The following is a 15731-nucleotide window of genomic DNA, read 5'->3' on the forward strand; positions in this document are numbered from 1 at the left end:
ATGTCAAAATTATTTTCAGAATATAAATTAAAAGATGTAACGCTAAAAAACAGAATTGTTATGTCGCCAATGTGTATGTATTCAGTAGAAAATAAAGACGGGATTGCAACAGATTTTCATTTTGCGCATTACGTTTCAAGAGCAGCTGGCGGTACCGGGCTTGTGATATTAGAGGCTACTGCGGTTCAAGAAGTAGGTAGAATTTCTGAATTTGATTTAGGCTTATGGAATGACGAGCAAGTACCAGCTTTAAAACGGTTAGTAGATGGCCTTCATAACCACGGGGCAAAAGCAGGTATACAGTTAGCACACGCTGGTCGAAAAGCAGTTTTACCAGGTGAAATTGTGGCTCCTTCTGCAATTGCCTTTGACGAGAAATCTGCTAAACCTGTAGAACTTACGAAAGAAGCAATTAAAGAAGTGGTTGCTGATTTTAAACGGGCCGCGTACAGGGCTAAAGAAGCTGGTTTTGATGTAATCGAGCTTCACGCAGCGCACGGTTATTTAATTCATCAGTTCCTTTCCCCAATTACAAACCGTCGTGAAGATAATTACGGCGGGCCTGCTGGCAATCGTTATAAAATTTTAAGTGATATTATTAAGGCAGTAAAAGAAGTATGGGACGGACCGATTATTGTTCGAGTTTCCGCTACTGATTATGCACATGGGGGCTTGCAATTAGAAGACCATATTCCTTTTGCAAAATGGATGAAAGCAGATGGTGTAGAATTAATTGATGTGAGTACAGGTGGTTTAGTTAATGTAGCGCCACCAGTTTTCCCTGGTTATCAAGTACCATTTGCTGAGGGGATTCGTCGCGGAGCTGGCATTGCGACTGGAGCGCTTGGACTTATTACACGAGGTGAGCAAGCAGAGGAGATTTTATGCAACGAAAGAGCAGACTTAATTATCATCGGTCGAGAATTATTACGAAATCCTTATTTTGCCAAAGAGGCTGCTGAAACATTAGGTGAAACAATCGAAGCGCCGAAACAGTATTCGCGTGCTTGGAAATAAATTGCTGAAGCTTGAAGATTACAGATTGTGGTCTTCAAGCTTTTTTACATTTTAAATAAAGTTGTAGATATGAGGTATATTTTTTAGCGTGTTTATGGTAGTATGAATAATAGTTTTCTAGTTAGTTTAAAAATACACAAATAAATTAACTGAAAATTGGAATATAAGTAGGAGGGATTTTTATGACGAAAGTTAATTCTTTTTTCAGAAAAAAGAGTTTTCATAACCCAGCGACAGATAAACATCATTTAAACAAAACCTTAGGGGCATTTGATTTGACGATGCTTGGGGTTGGAGCGGTTGTTGGGGGAGGAATATTCATTCTTCCAGGGCAGGTAGCTTCTGTCATAGCAGGACCAGGAATTATTATTTCATTTATTATTGCAGGAATTGCTTGTTGTTTGGCAGCTCTTTGTTATTCGGAATTCGCTTCAAAATTGCCAGTTGCAGGTAGCGCTTATACATATAGTTATCACGTGTTTGGAGAAGGAATTGCATGGATTCTCGGTTGGTCGCTTATTTTGGAATATGGTCTTGCGGTTGCAGCGATTGCAAGTGGTTGGTCATCTTATATGAAGAGCTTATTAGCGGGCTTTGATTTACACATTCCAACAGTTATATCTTCTGCTTATAACCCAAGTGCAGGTACTTACTTTGATTTACTCGCTTTTGTAGTAGTTATGGTTATTGGTATTCTACTAAGTTTTGGAATTCGCGAATCTACGAGAGTAAATAATATAATGGTTTTAGTGAAAATTGCTGTTGTTGTCTTGTTTATTATCGTTGGTGCGTTTTATGTGAAGCCAGATAATTGGACGCCGTTTTTACCATTTGGAGTACAAGGGGTAATCACAGGAGCTTCTACTGTTTTCTTTGCTTATATTGGTTTTGACGCCGTATCTAGCGCAGCGGAAGAAGTGAAAAATCCGCAAAAAAATATGCCAATCGGGATTATCTCTTCTTTAGCAGTTTGTACATTACTTTATATTTTATTATCAGCAGTTTTAACTGGGGTGGTACCATACACTGATTTAGTTGGAGTTAGTGCACCAGTTGCTTTTGCACTTCAAGCTATTAATCAAAACTGGATTGCAGGTTTGCTTTCAGTTGGAGCTATTGTAGGAATGACAACCGTCGTACTTGTAATGTCTTATGGTGGAACAAGGTTATTGTTTGCAATGGGACGTGACGGCTTACTACCAAAATCTTTCTCAAAAATTAGCAAAAATGATACACCTGTTAGAAATACAATGATTTTTGCAACTGTGATGGGCTTAATTGCCTCTACAGTGCCAATGGAAGATTTAGCACAATTAATTAATATCGGAACGCTATTTGCTTTTGCAATGGTTTCTGTTGGAATTTTCTTCTTACGTCGCAATCCAGAGCTTAATCAAAAAGGCTTTAAGACACCGTTTTATCCAGTAGTACCAGCACTTTCATTTTTACTTTGTGTATACTTAATGCTTAATCTATCTAAAACAACTTGGATTGCATTTGGCGTTTGGTTTGTACTAGGGATTATTGTTTATATGTTTTATGGAAGAAAACATTCTACGCTACGTTTAAAATAAGACAAAAAAAGTGGGCTTGATTTACAAGCCCACTTTTTTATTAATTAGCCTTTTAAGCCAGATTTGTTAACGATGATGTCATCAATTAAACCATAATCTTTTGCTTCTTGAGCAGTCATGAAATTATCACGATCTGTATCGCGAGCAATTACTTCATAGGTTTGCCCTGTTTTTTCAGCCATAATAGTATTCATACGTTCTTTGACTTTCAAAATGTGACGAGCAGCAATTTCGATTTCAGTTGCTTGACCTTGAGCACCGCCTAGTGGTTGGTGAATCAAAATTTCTGCATTCGGAAGAGCAAAACGTTTACCAGATGCACCAGCAGTTAGTAAAAATGATCCCATCGAAGCAGCCATACCCATACCGATAGTTTGTACGTCAGCTTTAACAAAATTCATCGTATCGTAAATGGCCATCCCAGCTGAAATACTTCCTCCTGGAGAGTTGATATATAAGAAAATATCTTTTTCAGGATCTTGAGCATCTAAGAATAATAATTGAGAAACAATGGAGTTAGCCACATTGTCATCAACTGCAGAGCCTAACATAATAATTCTGTCTTTTAATAAACGAGAATAAATGTCGTATGCGCGTTCACCGCGGCTAGTTTGTTCAATTACTGTTGGAATTAAGTTCATATCAGATTCCTCCTGTTAAATTGTAGATTTTAAATTAGCTTTGTTTATATCATACACGAATGGTCAAATTAGGTCAAATGATAAAGTTTGTAGCAAACTATTTTTAAAAAATTTAACAAAAAGGTATACTATATTGAAAGGAAGGTGCATCATGAATAAATTGTTAAAAGTCGGAATGTTTTTTGCTGTTGTTATATTATCTATCGTACTTTTCGAAACAAATGCATTTGCTCATGGATACATATCTAAACCAGCAAGCCGAGTATATTTAGCTAATCAAGGGGTTAATACGGGAGTTGGAGCAGCACAGTACGAGCCACAAAGCGTAGAAGCACCAAAAGGATTTCCAGCAAGTGGTCCTGCTGATGGCAAAATTGCAGGCGGAGGAAAATACTCACTGTTAGATGCACAAACACAAGATCGATGGGCAAAAGTAGATATAGAATCAGGCCCATTAACTGTAGAATGGACTTTAACAGCGCCACATAGAACAAGTAGTTGGGATTATTTTATTACCAAAAAAGGTTGGGACCCAAACAAGCCATTAACAAGAGCGGACTTTGAACCATTAGCAACAATTACAGCTGATGGTAGCGTACCTGATAAATTAACAAGACAAGAAATAACGATTCCAAATGATCGTTCTGGTTATTATGTTATTTTAGGTGTTTGGTCTATTGCGGATACTGGAAATGCATTTTACCAAGTTATCGACGCAAACATCATTAATTCTGATATTGAACCAATTGTAGACAATGAAGCACCTACTGAACCGACTAATTTAACAGGAACAACCACTGCTAAAAAAGTAAGTTTAACATGGACTGGTTCTAAGGATAATGTAGGAATTAAGGGATATGAAATTTTACGTGATGGAAAAGTAATCGGGGAAAGTCAAGTTGCCGTATACGAAGATACAACTGTAAAAGACAATACAACCTATACGTATACAGTGCGCGCAAAAGATTTTTCTGGTAATACATCATCACTTAGTAACAGCGCTAAATTAACAACAAAGGAAGCGCCAGCCGTTGATAACGAAGCTCCAACAGCACCAAAAGGTTTAATGTCACATGCACAATCAGACACTACTATTGCACTTTGTTGGCAAGCCTCAACGGATAATGTTGAAGTGAAAAATTATGAACTATATCGAAATAATACGAAAATCGCAACCACGACTTCCACGATGTTTGAAGATACAAAGTTAGCAAATGACACAAGCTATAGCTACAAAGTATACGCAGTTGATACATCTGGTAATCGTTCACGAGTAAGTAATGAAATCACTGCCAAAACTAAAACGCTAGACCCAATGAATACATGGAAAGTTGATCGAATTTATAATGCAGGCGATCAAATTTATTATAATGGGGTAGCTTACACAGCGAAATGGTGGACTAAAGGTAATGCACCAGATACGAGTGATGTATGGAAATCAAACAGCACCGAAATACCAGTTTGGAACGCCCAAAAAGCCTATAATGGTGGAGAAAAAGTTTCATACAACGGTAAAATCTACCAAGCAAAATGGTGGGTTCGAGGTGAAAAACCAGATAGTTCTTCTATTTGGATAGCGGTAAATTAACTATTGAAGCCAGCGCATCATAAGGTGCGCTGGCTTCTTCATTCAAAATAAAGCTTGTAAAAACATACGAATTTCGCTATAATTACTATTCGTACGGTAAATATTTTCTTTGTACATAAAGCCCTCGTGGTGCAACGGATAGCACGTAAGATTCCGGTTCTTAAAATGGGGGTTCGATTCCCTCCGAGGGCATAAGTTGAAGCGTTATAAACATTGGTAATACAATGTTTATAACGCTTTTTTTGTTTTGTGAAGTTCAAATACATGCGAGTAAATCTCTAACGTCGGTACTAGAGTATGATGCTTCAATCTAAATGAAATTACTAGATACAAAAAACACCTATGGGATGATTATTACAAGCAGATTTATTATGAGTCAATAACTTTTAGGTTTTTTGAATAATTATACCGCTTTATTTAGAATGAATATGTATCTTTTGTGTCAAATAAAAATAAAAGTGCATAAAAAATGAATAATAACTCGTATTGTGTAATAATTTGCGACTAAAAACACAATATTACATGAATTGTGTAATAAGAAATCTAAATAACTCTTATTTTTGGTCGTTCATGACAAGAATCGGGCGTTTCATTACATTTTTGGTTATACATTGAATTCTTATGGTAGGGTAATAGTGATCAATACAACTTGCAAAGGGAGATAGTGACATGAAAAAAATATTCGGAATATGTAGTATAGTAGGTATAACTTTACTTACAGTATTGGGACCGGTTTCTACTGTTACACAAGCGGAAGAAGCTACAAATAACCCTGAGACTAAAGTAGAGATTTTAGAGCTTTCAGGGAAAGAATTAAAGGAACAAATTAAAAATGAAAAGGAACTAATAAATGAAGCAAAAACTAATCCAGAAAATGTAAAGGAAATAGTAGTAGAATACTTGGAAAGTGAAAATAATGTTGTTGGAAATAAGTTGCAAGAAGAAGAGTTAAATCCTGAAGACGCGGTGCTAGTAACTAATAGCGGGGAAGCTTTAGATAACGAATATAAAATTGATAATGAAACTAGTATTTCATTTAATGGGGCTGGGGTTGAAGTAGTTCAAGTAGAAGAAAGTGAAGAAAGAGATGCTACTGGAGCTGAAGACGCTAATCTGATTGAAGAAGAAACGAATGAAAATCTTTTTTCAAGTATTTCAAATAATGTGAAGTCATTTGTTTTTGGAAAAGAAGTTCTTGCGGCAAGTTCTAAAACTAAATCAGCTAGCCATTCTAGAACGGCTTATTCATGGTTAGGACCAAAACTATTTACTGCTAAAATTGCTGCAAAATTTACTTATAATGGATCAAAAGTGACTGCACAAATAACTGAAAATTACATCAAGAAATCATTTACGGTTGGTATGTGGAGTTGTTACGACAAGAAAAATGGCGTTCAAAAACCAAGCAGCAAGAAGAGGGTTGTGTATCAACAAGGTATGTGTAGCTGGGGACTAGCTGTAAAAGGATATGGCTGGACTGTACAAGAAAAATATGTAAGAGTAAATGTAGAGTGCAATCAGAATGGTACGATTTCAAAATCAAGTGTACTTAAATAGGAGGTTTAACATGAAAAAATTTATTCTTATAGAATCTATTCTTTTTCTAGTAATATTTTCTGTCTTGCTGGTTCAAGCTACAGAAATGAGCATACAAATGCTTATTGGAGTTCTACTTATGACAGTTGTAATAAACGGCTTTATTCTTTTTATAGCTTGGATTATTAAGGTGATACGAGCGGGAATACAATCAACTAGATAATAGTGTTTAAACATAAAAAGCATGCTTTTTATATTTGAGAAAAGAAAGAAAATTGTATTATCTTTTGATTATAAGAACGCTTGTTCTTATAATGTTTTCAAGAGGTGACGAAAATGTATAATTTAATGGATGATATTTTAGAACATTCAATAGTGTTAGCAGAAGGAATGAAGTGCCATTGATTAATAGAAGTACTGTTTTTAAAGAATAATCATCATGTGCGTGCGATACAAGTATGGTTTTAGACTATGAAAAACATATTGTGCAGCTTGAAAGATTTGACGAACGAATAATTGACATTAACATAGAAGATATTGTTTTCTGCGAGGTTATGACATGAGAGTATATAGCTTTAATAATTTTAAATATATTTGTTACGTCGAAGGAAAAAGAATAGGTGTTGAAAAAATCTTTTCTGAACTACTTGAAACAAATGAATTAAAATCATTTTATAAAAACCTTGAGAAAAAACATCTTGATATAAATACTATTTATAATGAATATTTACTACAATGCAAAAATAAATAACATTTACAAACACATAAAATGTTTGTGACGAAATTTGTGGCAAGCGTATCCTGAATGGCTATATATCAACATATATCAATCCCTCCGAGAGCATAAAAAACATCTCACATTTGGCGAAAGCTCATTTGTAAGATGTTTTTATTTTTTAAACTTCCCATATAGAAATGATAGTTAGAAGAGACTATACGTAAAACTCAGAGATAACCGCCGATTGCGATTGTAAAATATTTATACTGTCTATTTAACTTTCTGCCAAAATTAGTCTACTTCAACCCAGCATTTTCTGGTAAAATATAAATCAGCAAGGGAGGCGCTTATTTTGGCTGCTAGTTTGAAAGAACGGTTAGAAAAAGAAGTAAGAACATATAGTGAAGATAATCATTTGAACGTTCAAACAATTGATTTTTTATATGCAGGACCTCATATGCGAGGACGCCACTCGCTTATTCTAGCCTTTACGGAAGCTGGAATTTTTACATTTGTTTTCAAATTAAGTGACGCAGAAATGCACTTTTTAGATGCAAAAACGATTCAGCAAATTGCGCTAGTTAAAAAGAAATTGGTGTACCGTTTATTTATCCGTGCAGTAACGGAGGATGGCGAACTAGAAGAAGGAAAATATCTTGTAAGTAAACGAGTTTTCGGACGGAAATGGCACAAAGAAACTTTACAAAAATTAATTGATAAAAACATACAACTACTGACTACAAACCAATAAGAAAGGTGGGGTAATGATGGAAAAGAAACGCACTCGGGCAGAAGAACTAGGAATAACAAGAAGAAAAATTCTCGATACAGCAAGAGACTTATTCATGGAAAAAGGTTACCGGGCAGTTTCAACAAGAGAAATTGCTAAAATCGCCAAAATTACCCAACCGGCACTTTATCACCATTTTGAAGATAAAGAATCACTTTATATTGAGGTAGTTCGTGAACTGACGCAGAACATTCAGGTGGAAATGCATCCGATTTTACAATTGAATAAGCCGAAAGAAGAGCAGTTACATGATATGTTGATTATGTTAATTGAAGAACATCCAACCAATATTTTACTAATGATTCACGATATTCTTAATGAAATGAAGCCGGAAAATCAGTTTTTACTATATAAGTTATGGCAAGAAACATATTTAATGCCGTTTCAACAATTTTTTGAGCGCTTAGAAAATGCAGGAGAGTTGCGCACAGGTATCAGTGCTGAAACAGCCGCGCGATACTGTTTATCGACTATTAGCCCACTGTTTTCTGGCAAAGGTAGTTTCGCGCAAAAACAAACGACTACAGAACAAATTGATGAATTAATTAATTTAATGATGTTTGGCATTTGTAAAAAAGAGGTATAATTTAGCGTGCTTCTTTTTTTGGTGTTTCACTTATCGATTGATAAACGAAAAAATAAGCAAACTAAAGGGGGATTTATAATGAAAGACGGATTTTTAAGTAAAATAGCCAGTTTTGTCGGTGGTAAGAAAGGTCGGTTTATAACACTAGGTCTATGGATTATCGCTATTATAATTTTACAGTTTTTCTTTCCAAAGGCTGCGGATTACAAAGACGATGCAGCGAAAGACTTACCTAGTTCAGAGCCTTCTGTGGTCGCCCAAAAACTAATTGATGATAAATTTGCTGGGACAGACGGGACGCCAGCGCTTATTACTTGGTATCGTTCAACTGGCTTAACCACAGCTGATTTAGCTAATATTCAAAAATACAGCAAAGAATTAACTAAAAACCCAGTTGACTTCCAAAAAATGGCAGTTCCATATGATAAAATGCCGCCAGTTGCCTTAAAACAGCAAGTTTCTAAAGATGGAACCACTTTTATTCAAACCGTTATTATGAAAGATAGTGCGACGTCAGATCAGCTAGCTGAGAGTTTTAAACAACTCGAAACAACTGCTAAAAAAACAATTGGCGAAGATCCTTTTGCCAAGAAAGTGTCAGCTGATGACACACTTGTTGCTCGGACAACTGGACCAGCAGGTATCAGTGTGGACGCGAGCGGATTATTTAAAGACGCAGATGTTTCACTGTTAATTGGGACGGTTCTACTTGTTCTAGTCTTTTTATTAGTTATTTATCGTTCGCCAATTTTGGCATTAATTCCTCTGATTGCAGTAGGGTTTGCTTATTTAGTAATTACGCCGATTCTTGGTTTGCTTGCAAAAGAAGGGATTATCACATACGGTTCCCAAGGGCTCTCGATAATGACCGTACTATTATTTGGTGCAGGAACAGATTACTGTTTATTCTTGATTGCTAGATTCCGAAGCCATTTACACACAGAAAAAAATCGTTTCCAAGCATTTAAAGAAGCTTTTAGTGGAACAGCGGGCGCAATTGCGCTTAGTGGCTTGACTGTTATGGCGGCGCTACTTCTACTTTTAGCTGCCGAATATGGTTCGTTCCATAACTTTGCCGTACCTTTTAGTTTAGCGATTTTCATTATGATGATTTCTTCATTAACACTTGTGCCAGCGTTACTTGGCTTATTTGGTCGTGTTTCATTCTGGCCATTTGTCCCAAGAACAATAGAAATGGAAGAAGCTCGTGCAAAGAAAAAAGGGAAGACACCGAAACATCACAAAGAAAACCGTTTTTGGCATAAAATTGGTGAAATGTCTGCAAAACATCCCGTGCGTATTTTAATTATTACTTTAATCATCCTAATTGGCTGTGGGATTTTCACGACTCAAGTCAAATATACGTATGATACACTTTCGACTTTCCCCGAAGACATGCCATCTCGAGAAGGTTTCACGCTAATTAGCGATCATTTCGGTGCTGGTATGCTCGCACCGATGGAAGTGGTTGTTAATTCCAAAGAATCAATGAAAAGTTCGCTTGAAAATGTGGATGGAGTAGCTTCGGTTACTGGACCTGAACGAAGCAAGGGTTACCAAAAATACACACTTATTTTGAAAGACAATCCTTATAGCAATGAAGCAATGGATGTCGTACCAAAAGTTCGCGCCGCTGCTGATAAAGGTAATGATGTTTATATAGCTGGCCAAACAGCAACACAATATGATGACCGGGCAGTGACACAACATGATGAAAAAGTAATTATCCCACTCGTGATTGCCTTGATTGCGATTTTACTACTTTGTTATTTACGTTCAATTACAGCAATGCTTTACTTAGTGGCAACAGTTCTACTTTCATTCGTTGGAGCACTTGGACTTGGTTGGGTCATTATCCATTATGCAATGGGAGTAGAAGCTATTTCTGGCTTGATCCCACTATATGCCTTTGTCTTTATTGTGGCCCTCGGAGAAGATTACAATATCTTTATGATTTCTAGTATTTGGAAAAATAGTAAGAAAATGCCGCTTCGAAAAGCCATTACAGAAGGTGTTGGTCAAACTGGTGGGGTTATTACTTCTGCAGGTTTAATTTTAGCGGGAACGTTTTGTGTCTTAACCACACTACCAATCCAGTTATTAGTACAATTTGGTTTAATTACTGCGATTGGTGTGTTACTAGACACATTCATCGTTCGACCATTCCTTGTTCCATCAATTACCGTACTCCTCGGGAAATGGGCATTCTGGCCAGGTAAACAACATAAAATGACAAAATAATAATGTCCTAAATAAACTTCTTGTCTATTCCTCTGAAAGGTATATAATAGATGTATCTAAAAGGAGGAACGACAGAAAATGAGAGTAATTGATACCCACTGTGATGCGCTTTATAAGTTACAGGCTGGAAAAGGAAAATACACTTTCCAAGATGCAAAAGAACTTGATGTGAATTTTGAACGGCTTATAGAAGCTAAAATGTTGTTACAAGGATTCGCCATTTTTCTTGACGAAGAGGTTCCTGTTGAAAATAAATGGAAGAAAGCAGTAGAGCAAGTTAATATTTTTAAACAACATGTTCTTCATAAAGGCGGAATGATTCAGCATATAAAGAAATGGTGTGAATTAGAAAATCTGCCGGAAGATAAAATTGGTGCAATGTTGACTTTAGAAGGCGTTGAACCAATTGGACGTGACTTAGATAAATTAACCCAATTGCTTGATGGCGGGGTATTATCTGTCGGTTTAACTTGGAATAATGCTAACTTGGCAGCAGATGGGATTATGGAGGAACGCGGTGCAGGTTTGACCCGTTTTGGGAAAGAGATTATCCATCTTTTGAATAAAAGAAAAGTATTCACGGATGTTTCGCACTTGAGTGTGAAAGCTTTTTGGGAAACTTTAGATGAAGCTGAGTTTGTCATTGCCAGCCATTCGAGCGCTAAAGCAATCTGTTCGCATCCAAGAAACTTAGATGATGATCAAATTAAAGCGATGATAGAGCATGATGCGATGATTGATGTTATTTTCCATCCGCTTTTCACAACAAATTCTGGTGTGGCGGATATGGAAGATGTTATCCGTCATATTGATCACATTTGTGAACTTGGCGGTTTAAAAAACATTGGTTTTGGCTCGGATTTTGATGGCATCCCAGATCATGTCAAAGGACTGGAACATGTCGGTAAGTACCAAAGCTTCCTCCAAACATTAGAGAAACACTATACAAAAGAAGAAGTAGAAGGATTTGCATCTCGCAATTTCTTAAACCATTTACCAAAATAAAAAAGTCCAAGCACTAGTTGAAGTGCTTGGGCTTTTTCAAATAGAATGTGCTGTAATTTGAAAAATGGCATGTTATAATAAAGACTAGAAATGGAATATAATTCAGTTTGGTAGTAGTATCAGACTGATTTTTAATGGAGGTTTTAATGTGCGTTTAGAATCTAATTTCGTCCAAAAGCAACAACAAAAACAATCGCTGAAATTAAATATGACGCAACAATTGTCACAGTCTATTGCTATGCTTCAATTTGCGACAGCTGATTTAGTGGCATTTTTAGAAGATAAAGCACTCGAGAACCCATTAATAGAAGTGATTCCAGGCTCGGATTTTGCAACAGATTTTTCCTATAGTAGCCGTAGAAGTACTGGAAGTTCTGATGATACAGATTGGTTAGAACAAATAGCAGATAATAAGTTGACGCTAGCCGATGCGCTAAAAGAACAATTACATTTAATGGATATAACGCAAACCCAAAAAATTATTGTTTTATATTTAATAGAAAGTTTAAATGACAATGGTTATTTACAAATAGATTTAAAAGATGTTAGTGCAGCACTTCTGATGGATGATTCGAGTGTTTTAGAAGGACTTGAAATTTTACAAGGGATGGAACCTGCTGGAGTTGGAGCGAGGGATGCGAGAGAATGTATTTTACTCCAAATCGAACGTTCACCTGATGCTCCTTATATTGCTTACGATGTCATCCAAAAATTCTTCACAGAATTCGCTGAGAAAAAATGGAAAAAAATTGCATCAGAAATGGACGTTAGTTTGCAAGATATTCAAGAAGTTTCTGACTACATCCAAACATTAAACCCTAAACCAGGCTCTGAGTTTGAGTCAGAACGCGTCCAATATGTAGTTCCTGATTTAATTTTACTCCAACACGGAAATGAATTTGCCGTTTCTCTAGCAAAACAATTTCTGCCACAAGTCAGGTTTCAAGAGGCTTATTATGAAACAATGCGAGCAACAGAAGAAAAAGACGTTGCCCAATTTCTCCGTGAAAAAGCGGGTGAATTTGATTGGATAAAAAAAGGAATTGAACAACGGGAAAACACATTACAAAGAGTAGGTGAGGCAATCGTAAGTCACCAAAAATCCTACTTTCTCGACAATTCAGCCCATTTGCAACCCCTAACTTTAAAAGAAGTGGCAGAAGAACTTGGTGTGCATGAGTCTACAGTGAGTCGTGCGGTAAATGGCAAGTATATGGAAACGAATACCGGCGTGTATGAACTAAAACGTTTTTTTGCATCTGGCTTACAGAAAAAATCTGCTGAGAACGAAAACATTGGCGACATCTCTAGTACGACGATTAAAAAACTAGTACAAGAATTCGTAGCAGCAGAAGATAAATTAAAACCACTCTCGGATCAAAAAATAGTGGATATGCTCGCAGAAAAAGAAATTCAAGTTTCCAGAAGAGCTATCGCTAAATACCGCTTGGAATTAAATATCCCATCATCTTCTAAAAGAAAAAGATTTTAAAGACATTTTTTGCCTCACAACTAGGCTGTGGGACAAAAAATGTCTTTTTAGAATAAAAAAATTACCAAGAGCATGTTTCATTTTTAATAGAGGTGGAAAACAACTAGTGTAGCCTAGTTAGAAGTTTGCATTCTTAAATTTAATTGTAAACTTTAGGTGAATATTTCATAAATGTCCCACTTAATACTTGAAGATTTGTGCCAAGACTGTTAGAATAGGGAACGTAGGGTAGTTAAAGAACATTAAAAAAAGATTCACCAGCGTAAGCAGAAAGAGAAGGGGTAAAAACTCATTGAGAGACATTTTGTTGACGAGCTGAAGTAGCTAGTTTAATAGTCTTGAAAGTTTATGTAAACCTCTATCTCTACTTTTTTTAGTTCTAACGGGACGTCAGATGACTAAGTGGGTCGTGAAGTGTCCAAGGATGAGGAGCAATTAAAAATGTCAGACTTAATTAACATTCAGAAAAAGTTATTGCCCGACGTTTTAATGATTATGCAAAAACGCTATCAAATCTTACGCTCAATTTATTTTTCTGAACCAGTTGGAAGACGAACACTTGCCGGAATGTTAGGTATGAGTGAACGAGTCCTGCGCGGCGAAGTGGAATTTTTAAAAGCACAAGGTTTAGTAGAAATTGCTTCTTCCGGGATGACCGTTACAAAAGAAGGTTTGGTCGTTTTTCGCGATTTAGAAAATGTCATGAACCAACTTTCGGGGTTACATTCAATGGAAGAACAATTAGCAAAGAAATTGCAAATCAAAAAATGCTTGGTAGTGCAAGGTGATAGCGATGATACACCATGGGTCCGCGAAGAAATGGGGCGTGTGGCGGTAGAACAATTAGACATGGCGCTCACCGAAAAAAGAAACATCGTCGCAGTTATGGGCGGCTCTACAATGGCAACTGTTGCCGAAATGATGACAACTGATTTCGCAAAAGGCAGAGAACTACTTTTCGTTCCCGGTCGTGGAGGTATTGGTGAAGACCTTGACAATCAAGCGAATACAATTTGTGATAAGATGGCAACGAAGACAAACACGAAACACCGCGTTCTTTATGTTCCAGAACAACTTGGCGAAGAAGCCTACCGTTCTTTACTAAAAGAACCGGCAATTCAAGAAGGCTTACGGTTAGTACAATCCGCAAATGCTATTATCTTAGGCATAGGTGATGCGCTCGCAATGGCGAAACGCAGACATACCGGCGAAGAAGTACTTGAAAAAATCATCCGTCGTAAAGCCGTTGGTGAAGCATTTGGTTATTATTTTGATGAGCAGGGCGAGGTTGTACATAAGGTCCCTACTTTCGGTCTTCAATTCGAAGACTTAGCGCAAATTCCGCACATTATCGCTGTTGCAGGCGGTACATCGAAAGCCAAAGCAATCAAATCGTATATGAAAAGCGCTCCGAAAAATACGATTTTAATCACGGATGAAGGAGCAGCAAAATCGCTTTTAAAAGGGAGTAATACCCTTTTGAAATAAAAAAACACTATTTTCAAGGAGGAAATTGACTTATGACAGTTAAAGTTGGTATTAATGGTTTTGGACGTATCGGACGTCTAGCATTCCGTCGTATTCAAAATGTGGAAGGAATTGAAGTTGTTGCAATCAATGACTTAACAGACGCTAAAATGTTAGCTCACCTGTTAAAATATGATACAACTCAAGGCCGTTTTGACGGTGAAGTAGAAGTACATGATGGTTTCTTCAAAGTAAACGGTAAAGAAGTTAAAGTATTAGCTAACCGTAACCCAGAAGAACTTCCATGGGGCGACCTAGGAGTAGATATCGTTCTAGAATGTACTGGTTTCTTCACAGCGCAAGACAAAGCTGAATTACACATTAAAGCTGGCGCTAAAAAAGTTGTTATCTCCGCTCCAGCAACTGGCGACATGAAAACAATCGTTTACAATGTAAACCATGAAACATTAGACGGAACTGAAACAGTTATCTCTGGCGCAAGCTGTACTACTAACTGTTTAGCTCCTATGGCTAAAGTTTTAGAAGACAAATTTGGTGTTGTTGAAGGTCTAATGACTACAATTCACGCTTACACTGGTGATCAAAATACATTAGATGCTCCACATCCAAAAGGTGACTTCCGTCGTGCACGTGCTGCTGCCGAAAATATTATCCCTAATACAACTGGTGCTGCTAAAGCTATCGGTGAAGTATTACCAACACTTAAAGGTAAATTAGACGGAGCTGCTCAACGTGTTCCAGTTCCAACTGGTTCCCTTACTGAATTAGTAACAGTTCTTGATAAAAAAGTTACTGTTGATGAAGTAAATGCAGCTATGGAAGCAGCTTCTGATCCAGAAACATTCGGTTACACTAGTGACCAAGTTGTTTCTTCTGACATCAAAGGTATGACTTTCGGTTCATTATTTGACGAAACTCAAACAAAAGTGCTTACAGTTGGCGATCAACAATTAGTTAAAACTGTTGCTTGGTATGATAACGAAATGAGCTACACTGCTCAATTAGTACGTACTTTAGAATACTTTGCAAAAATCGCTAAATAATTGCTAGATTAA

Annotated in this window: 14 protein-coding genes, 1 tRNA gene and 1 pseudogene; 15 read left to right on the forward strand and 1 reads right to left on the reverse strand. The window is 36.7% G+C overall.

Features of this window, described 5'->3' with window-relative positions:
* Both namA and bcaP read left to right on the forward strand, forming a co-directional pair.
* On the forward strand, window positions 1-1017 hold the full coding sequence (namA, locus tag HCB45_RS07005) for an NADPH dehydrogenase NamA (protein WP_185319876.1): 1017 nt from the start codon (window positions 1-3) through the stop codon (window positions 1015-1017).
* A 182-nt stretch (window positions 1018-1199) separates the two neighbouring features.
* The gene (gene bcaP / locus HCB45_RS07010) at window positions 1200-2591 is read left to right on the forward strand and encodes a branched-chain amino acid transporter BcaP (protein WP_185608130.1); all 1392 of its coding nucleotides are present in this window, start codon (window positions 1200-1202) and stop codon (window positions 2589-2591) included.
* A gap of 44 nt (window positions 2592-2635) precedes the next feature.
* Here bcaP and clpP read toward each other — a convergent pair whose 3' ends face one another.
* Entirely contained in the window at window positions 2636-3232 is a 597-nt protein-coding gene (gene clpP / locus HCB45_RS07015) for an ATP-dependent Clp endopeptidase proteolytic subunit ClpP (RefSeq protein ID WP_185319874.1), read from the reverse strand.
* Window positions 3233-3383: 151 nt separating this feature from the next.
* On the opposite strand from clpP, the gene HCB45_RS07020 reads away from it, so the two are divergent.
* The 13 genes and pseudogenes from HCB45_RS07020 (at window position 3384) to gap (ending at window position 15719) form a co-directional block, all read left to right on the forward strand.
* On the forward strand, window positions 3384-4820 hold the full coding sequence (locus HCB45_RS07020; protein WP_185619402.1) for a lytic polysaccharide monooxygenase: 1437 nt from the start codon (window positions 3384-3386) through the stop codon (window positions 4818-4820).
* Between the two features lie 120 nt (window positions 4821-4940).
* A tRNA-Arg gene (locus tag HCB45_RS07025) sits at window positions 4941-5012 on the forward strand.
* Window positions 5013-5489: 477 nt separating this feature from the next.
* Entirely contained in the window at window positions 5490-6377 is an 888-nt protein-coding gene (locus tag HCB45_RS07030; RefSeq protein ID WP_185619404.1) for a hypothetical protein, read from the forward strand.
* A 10-nt stretch (window positions 6378-6387) separates the two neighbouring features.
* Window positions 6388-6579: a hypothetical protein gene (locus HCB45_RS07035; RefSeq protein WP_185619406.1), complete on the forward strand. Its 192-nt coding sequence runs from the start codon at window positions 6388-6390 to the stop codon at window positions 6577-6579.
* Window positions 6580-6692: 113 nt separating this feature from the next.
* Window positions 6693-6919: pseudogene (locus tag HCB45_RS15410) on the forward strand (hypothetical protein).
* Entirely contained in the window at window positions 6916-7107 is a 192-nt protein-coding gene (locus HCB45_RS15250; protein ID WP_260484445.1) for a hypothetical protein, read from the forward strand. Before HCB45_RS15410 ends, HCB45_RS15250 begins: the two are co-directional and overlap by 4 nt.
* A gap of 319 nt (window positions 7108-7426) precedes the next feature.
* Entirely contained in the window at window positions 7427-7825 is a 399-nt protein-coding gene (locus HCB45_RS07040) for a hypothetical protein (RefSeq protein WP_185319868.1), read from the forward strand.
* 16 nt (window positions 7826-7841) lie between these two features.
* Window positions 7842-8450, forward strand: a complete 609-nt coding sequence (locus tag HCB45_RS07045; protein WP_185319867.1) for a TetR/AcrR family transcriptional regulator — start codon at window positions 7842-7844, stop codon at window positions 8448-8450.
* Window positions 8451-8528: 78 nt separating this feature from the next.
* A complete protein-coding gene (locus HCB45_RS07050) occupies window positions 8529-10691 on the forward strand; it encodes an MMPL family transporter (RefSeq protein ID WP_185619408.1) in 2163 nt (720 codons plus the stop codon).
* A gap of 78 nt (window positions 10692-10769) precedes the next feature.
* Window positions 10770-11696, forward strand: a complete 927-nt coding sequence (locus HCB45_RS07055; RefSeq protein WP_185319865.1) for a dipeptidase — start codon at window positions 10770-10772, stop codon at window positions 11694-11696.
* A 148-nt stretch (window positions 11697-11844) separates the two neighbouring features.
* The gene (gene rpoN, locus HCB45_RS07060) at window positions 11845-13188 is read left to right on the forward strand and encodes an RNA polymerase factor sigma-54 (protein WP_185319864.1); all 1344 of its coding nucleotides are present in this window, start codon (window positions 11845-11847) and stop codon (window positions 13186-13188) included.
* A gap of 441 nt (window positions 13189-13629) precedes the next feature.
* A complete protein-coding gene (locus HCB45_RS07065; protein WP_185319863.1) occupies window positions 13630-14676 on the forward strand; it encodes a sugar-binding transcriptional regulator in 1047 nt (348 codons plus the stop codon).
* A 32-nt stretch (window positions 14677-14708) separates the two neighbouring features.
* Window positions 14709-15719 carry a type I glyceraldehyde-3-phosphate dehydrogenase gene (gap, locus tag HCB45_RS07070; RefSeq protein WP_003732485.1) on the forward strand — a complete coding sequence of 337 codons (1011 nt, stop codon included), beginning with the start codon at window positions 14709-14711 and terminating at the stop codon, window positions 15717-15719.
* Window positions 15720-15731 lie beyond the last annotated feature (12 nt).

The sequence above is a fragment of the Listeria farberi genome, from assembly GCF_014229245.1.
In the GTDB taxonomy this organism is placed as follows: Bacteria; Bacillota; Bacilli; order Lactobacillales; family Listeriaceae; genus Listeria; species Listeria farberi.